Here is a 5,731-nt window from a genome sequence, read left to right on the forward strand (position 1 = left end):
GGTCTGTGTCGTCGGCGCCGTGACCCGGCTGTCCCGCGAAGAATCCGGGGCCTACTTCAAGAGCCGCCCGCGCGGCGCCCAACTGGCTGCCTGGGCTTCGGATCAACATGGCGCCGTGCCGGACCGCGCCACTTTGGAGCGACAATTCCGCGAGTGCGCGGCGAAATTTCCGGGCGACGACGTCCCACTCCCGCCGTATTGGGGAGGTTACGTGCTCGCGCCGGACGAAATCCAGTTCTGGCAGGGCCGGCCAAACCGTCTCCATGATCGCTTCCGCTATTTGAAGCAGAGCGGCGGCCCATGGCGGATCGATCGCCTGGCGCCCTGAACCGCGTTTCACATTCCGCGCTTCGACCCTTTCGGCGTACTCAGTGCATCTCCACGTCGCACGCGCCGATGCCGCCGCGATAGAAATTAAACTGCACGTTCGGATGGTCTGCCAGCAGCGACATCGGCACTGACGAATCCGCAATCCGCTGCGAAATCATAAAAGTCGTCAGCCGTTGGCCGAACGGATTGTCATGTTTGCCCGCGTGCCAGATGGAAACCTTCTCCGCCTTCCAGGTCTCGACCGGACCGACGCTGATGGCCCGGGTCGGAACAAGTGAAATATTTCCGCCGCCCGACGTGCGTGCGTTTTGCGCGATGGTCAGCGGATGAAGGTCAACAACCCGCGTCGCCAGCCTGCGATATTCGGCGGGCGACGGCGGCTGGTTTTTGTATTTGCCCCGGCGCGGCAGCGGATCGTTGAACGCCCAATGCTTCACGTCCCCCTGCCCTCCCTGCATGACCGCGCAGCGCACGTCCGCTTCCCAGCTTTGGCGGTAGGCCCTCGTGTCAGCCTTGGGGAAATGCAGATTCGCGTCCGGCATCCGCAGTTCTTTGCGAATGCGGCCAAAGCAGAGTTCACGATCTGCGCGCTCAAAGGAGAGCGGATGCGTGACGGACACCTCCCTGCCGTCGTGAAACCACTCGTCCATTCCCCAGAAATGCGCCGACCGGATATTCAAACCCAGTTCGTTCACCAGTCGCGCCACGAGCGGCAATTGTTCCGTCGGCCCAATCGGCCCGCATATCCCGACCGGATTGTCTTCGGTTGACCGCTTCCACGCGCCGATGTATTCGAGCGCTTCGGCGAGATAGAATTCCTCCAACGTGTCGTAGAAGACGACTTTGAAGCCGGGCCGCGACAGCCTGAGCATTCTTTCTGGTGTCAGTCGCGCGGCCGCCTGGACCAGCTCGTCGTCGAGCGTCGTGTAATCCCACCAATCCGGAGCGATGGAACTGAGTTTGCGGCCGATAAATGCCATTCGTAGAATTGTTAGTGGCGCGGAATGATAAGATAGTTCTAAGGCATGGCCAGCCGTTTTTCCGGCGGCAGGTTGCGCTCACAGATTCGGACTGCGGGATTCAATTGTGCAACGGGCACCTTCGACCGCATCTCCTGGATACTTGCGATTCAATCTTTTGCTGAAATACGACCAGGCCCACACTTGAATGAACAGCAGAGGTAACACGAGCACGTTGGGACCTCCCGAGCCGGAGTGCTCGTAAATCCACTGAAAGCTAATTGCAAGAACGAACAGAGCGATTACCTGAACAAGCTTCTTGCGCAGACTGGCACGACTTGTCAAGAGGCGCAGCGCTGCCGTCGCGGATAGCGCGGTGGCAGGTCCAAAAAAGAGAACGAACGACATGACGACTGCTCCCTCCCCGAAACGATAATCCAGAAACCCCGTCCAGAAGAGCAAGCCAGATAAGCTGAACCCGAAAATGGCCGCTGGCACGACGGCAAACCTCGATTGCCAGCCAGGCTCGGACTTCAACAGCGATGTTGCGATCAAGGACGCGCCCAATCCGCCGCTACAGCCCAAGGTCATCAGTATCCAATTCAATAAATGGCTTAGAACCTCGGAAGGGTTGCCTCCGAAGTTTAACGGGTGGTCTTTCCCGAAGAGTGAATAAGCCCACCGCACACCCGATTGGCTACTGAACCAAAGCAACGGCACGGTAGCAATCAACATCGGTGTTGCCGACAATCCAATTGCCGATGCCCACTTTCTTGTTTCGATTCTGCCGCTCATTCCTTGGAATCAGCGCAAGCTATGCGTGTACGTCGTATCCAATAAACGAATTTTCCCCAGCTGTTGAACCAGCGGGTTCGCCTCTCTGGTACTGAACCCCAGATGCGAATGTCGCCGCCAACCCTCCGCGTGTTTGAAGCGCTTCGACATCCTGCCGACCGCCAGCGACATTTCATCCATCGCCTTCAAGTACGAGTCCATGCCCTGACTCACGTCGAGCCATTCCTTTTGGCTTCGATGACACGCAAGCGCGGCGCGTTTCATCGTATGAACAGCACTCGTGTTCACAAACATCTGCGGGACGACTCGCCGCCGCATTCCATCGCGCAGTCCGTGCGGCATCGCGTGGTAAACGACGACCTCGCCTTCAAAATGTTTTCGGGCCGGCACCGTTTTGAAGTTCGGCATCCCGCGCGCGAATGCGGCCGTCACCGCCAGCCGGCACGTGTTCGTGTGATCTTCCATGTAATCCTGCGGCGAATGCGTCAGGACAACCGCCGGTTTCACTGCCCGAACAATCGCGGCGAGACGGCGCAACAGGGCGACCTCGTAAACAATCTCCAAATCATCGCACAACGGCGGGTGCCACTGCGCGCCGAGCAGCTTCGCCGCTTCTCGAGCTTCGCGCCGCCGGACGCCGCGCGTCTTTGCTGAATTCCATTTCACGCTGCCGCAGTTGCCGCTCGCAATGTTCAGGTAATGAATCTCCCAGCCGGCGCGTTTGAGCAGCAACAGCGTTCCCGCCATGTAAAACTCGATGTCATCGGGGTGCGCACCAATGGCGATGGCGGATTTCATTTTCTCGGCCACAGATTAACACGGATTAGAGGACAAGGTGTTTGAAATTCAACTTTTCCGCGCCCGAACGCGCCGCGGTCGGTGCTGCGCACACAGCCGTGCCCCGCAAGTAATTTTCAGTTTGTATTTCATCCGCGGCTACAGCCTCGCCGGTTTTCCTGTGGCCGCTGACTTGTCCGCCGCGAAGATGATTTTATGGCTGACGAGCGCGTCGGCCAGACTCGTGAGCGGCATTTCCCTGCCCGCCCCCAGCGCGTCGAAGAAGGCCTGAAACTGCGTCTGATAGGGGTGATCGGAGACATCGCCCGAATCGAGCATCCTCATCGAAAGCTCGCTCCACTTGTTCTTGTTCAGCCCGCCAAGCTTCATCGAATGAAATTTGTTGTCGAGCAGGCTGCCTTCGCTGCCGACCAGGTGCGTGTGGAAATAATAAGGTTGCAGACAATCCACCACCGCCGCGCATTTGCCCACCGCGCCGTTCTTGAACCTCAGTATCGTCACGCTGGTCGTGGTGTATTCGTAGGGCGCGAAAATCCTGCTCCCCGATTTTGTGTCGTAACTGCTCACCTCCACCACATCACTGCCCATGCAGAGCAACAGGGCGTCGAGCGCGTGGCAACCGGCCGTGAGCAGCGCGCTGCCGCCGGCGTCCTTGCGCGTGTTCCAGCGAAACTGCCCGTACCACGGGCCGATGCCGTGATAATAATCCACCTCGCCGTAATGCAGCTTTCCGAGCAGGCCGCGATCTATGACCGCCTTCGTCGCGAGAAACTGGCTGGAATAACGGCACTCGAAACAAACGCACGTCTTGACTCCGGCCTTCTTCACCGCCGCCGCCATTGCCTGGCAATCCTTCCACGACAACGCGAGCGGTTTTTCGACGATGATATGTTTACCGGCCCTGGCCGCTGCGATGACATGCGCCGCGTGCTGCTGCGGATAACTGCAAACCGACACGGCATGAATGCTTTCGTCCGCGAGCATGGCGTCCAGGTCATCGTAAGCCGTGACTTGACCGCCCCACTTCGCGCTCAGGTCGGATGAGTCGAGCGCGCGCGACGAATAGATGGCCGTGACCTGCGCCTGTTGGGTCGCGCTGATGGCGGCGATGTGGGCCGTGGCGACCCAGCCGTAACCGATGATGCCGACGTTGTATTTCTTCATGGGAATTTATTGCGCGCAATGGCAGCCTGTCGCCAGTCCATTGTCAAAGGGAAAGAATCAAACGACGGTCACGAGCTTGTTGCGCCCAAGCCATGCCAGTTCGCGACGAGAAACAAAGAGCTGGAAGCGATGGCCGCGGTCAGTTGAAGGGCCGCGGCGCGGCTTTTTTTCCTCTTCTGCCTACGACAGCGACCGGAGCGTCTCCCCACACCGGGATGTCGCTCTCGCCGAATCCAAAACCTTTCGAAGCCTCCCCGACAAATATTCCACCGCCCGGTCGCCCGATTCAAAACATCCCGGAAGTTTTCACACAGCCTCGCGATTTGTTAGACCACGTCTTTCTCATCTCTCAATCTTCCGAAATGAACTGCCAGCGGTCATCGAGCCGCACGATAGACCAGAGATTGAACGGCACATTGTCACGGCGACACTGAACAAATCCTGCGCTGCCGCCCGGATTCGGATGGGTCCAGAGACAAACAATACCGTCGTGCGAAAGCTCCGCGCTTCGAATGGTGAAAAGACCAGCACGTAGTGGCGTAGGGAGATGCTCTCCGGTGCGAACACGCTGGGCAACAGCGTCAAAAGCGTCACGCGACAGAGCATAAGTGACTCGCAGCGGCCAGTGGGTCACCGCAACCGAAATGATGACCGCAAGGCACATAACGGGGGCGGTGAGTGCGGGCGACGTGGCTCGCTGTGTGTGACGCCTGTAACCAATCAAGAGTGAACCGACGATGATGGTCGCTGCCGAAAGGACGATGGCAAGGAGCACCACACCGATCTGCTCGATGCCACCTGCTGAACCGAGAATGCCAGCGACCGCAAACAAACCGCACAGGCTGATCAGTGCTGCATCTATGTGGTGTCTTTTCATAGCGCGTGCGAGTGGTCTAGACCTTATAGCTTGTGAAAGAATTGGCGGGCGTCTGTTTGACTTCTAGCGTGGGTTGCCCCGTGGATGCGGGACCGATCCACCTGTATAGAAGTTCCGAAGAACTGTTCATTAAACAAGAAAGGAAACATACACCCATGAAATCTGCCGAAATATTCTTCACCTCGGTTGGGACGTCCATAAAGAAACCATCGCTGTTTCCCTCGTGCGCGAACTACCACGCCGCCTGCCTCCCGCTCTTCCACCACAACTACAATTTCCACCGGACCCACTCCGCCTTGAATTACCTCCCTCCCGGCTCCAGACTCCCCAAAACTGCGGACAACCTCTCGAGTTACAACAGTTAGCCGACATAGTCATGAGTAAACCAAATAAACCATCCACGGAGCAATCGACAATGCCGCTCCTAGACCGAGCGTGATGAGATACGCAAAGCGCAAACCCTTCGGCAAACCTCGGCGTGAAAACTGAAACGCCACAACGCCGACGACGAATGCACCAACGAAAAAGGGGCGGACCATCGCACTGTGCTGGGAAATCTGAATCAAGGTGGTGGCGCAACCCGAAGAATATGGAATCACCCGAAGCACGCGAACCCATGTGACGATGCCAAACGTCACGAAGGAAAGCAGGAGAATACCCGTGCTCCCAACCACTGCCTTCTGTGTGCTGCTCATATCAAAGCGAGCTCGACGTGGCCCAGACCTTATAGCTTGTGAAAGAATTGGCGGGCGTCTGTTTGACTTCTAGCGTGGGTTGCCCCGTGGATGCGGGACCGATCCACCTGTAT

General features: G+C 57.9%; 8 protein-coding genes. 2 read left to right on the forward strand and 6 right to left on the reverse strand.

Going from position 1 to position 5,731, the window contains the following annotated elements; translation table 11 throughout:
• Window positions 1-328: pyridoxal 5'-phosphate synthase (locus tag VN887_13555; GenBank protein HXT41031.1), on the forward strand; the 328-nt coding region annotated here is incomplete at its 5' end.
• Window positions 329-368: 40 nt separating this feature from the next.
• Here the strand turns inward: VN887_13555 and VN887_13560 are convergent.
• The 5 genes from VN887_13560 to VN887_13580 all read right to left on the reverse strand — a co-directional run bounded on the left by VN887_13560 (window position 369) and on the right by VN887_13580 (window position 4,923).
• Window positions 369-1,301 carry a glucosamine-6-phosphate isomerase gene (locus tag VN887_13560; GenBank protein ID HXT41032.1) on the reverse strand — a complete coding sequence of 311 codons (933 nt, stop codon included), beginning with the start codon at window positions 1,299-1,301 and terminating at the stop codon, window positions 369-371.
• An 87-nt stretch (window positions 1,302-1,388) separates the two neighbouring features.
• Window positions 1,389-2,084 (reverse strand): hypothetical protein, encoded by a 696-nt coding sequence (locus VN887_13565; GenBank protein HXT41033.1) that lies wholly within the window; start codon window positions 2,082-2,084, stop codon window positions 1,389-1,391.
• A gap of 9 nt (window positions 2,085-2,093) precedes the next feature.
• The gene (locus tag VN887_13570) at window positions 2,094-2,882 is read right to left on the reverse strand and encodes a PIG-L family deacetylase (protein HXT41034.1); all 789 of its coding nucleotides are present in this window, start codon (window positions 2,880-2,882) and stop codon (window positions 2,094-2,096) included.
• 138 nt (window positions 2,883-3,020) lie between these two features.
• On the reverse strand, window positions 3,021-4,046 hold the full coding sequence (locus tag VN887_13575) for a Gfo/Idh/MocA family oxidoreductase (GenBank protein HXT41035.1): 1,026 nt from the start codon (window positions 4,044-4,046) through the stop codon (window positions 3,021-3,023).
• A 349-nt stretch (window positions 4,047-4,395) separates the two neighbouring features.
• On the reverse strand, window positions 4,396-4,923 hold the full coding sequence (locus VN887_13580) for a hypothetical protein (protein ID HXT41036.1): 528 nt from the start codon (window positions 4,921-4,923) through the stop codon (window positions 4,396-4,398).
• Window positions 4,924-5,078: 155 nt separating this feature from the next.
• Between VN887_13580 and VN887_13585 the strand changes: the two genes are divergently transcribed.
• Window positions 5,079-5,288 carry a hypothetical protein gene (locus VN887_13585; protein ID HXT41037.1) on the forward strand — a complete coding sequence of 70 codons (210 nt, stop codon included), beginning with the start codon at window positions 5,079-5,081 and terminating at the stop codon, window positions 5,286-5,288.
• 9 nt (window positions 5,289-5,297) lie between these two features.
• Here VN887_13585 and VN887_13590 read toward each other — a convergent pair whose 3' ends face one another.
• Window positions 5,298-5,618, reverse strand: a complete 321-nt coding sequence (locus tag VN887_13590) for a hypothetical protein (protein HXT41038.1) — start codon at window positions 5,616-5,618, stop codon at window positions 5,298-5,300.
• Window positions 5,619-5,731 lie beyond the last annotated feature (113 nt).

This window comes from Candidatus Angelobacter sp. (assembly GCA_035607015.1).
Taxonomy (GTDB): domain Bacteria; phylum Verrucomicrobiota; class Verrucomicrobiia; order Limisphaerales; family AV2; genus AV2.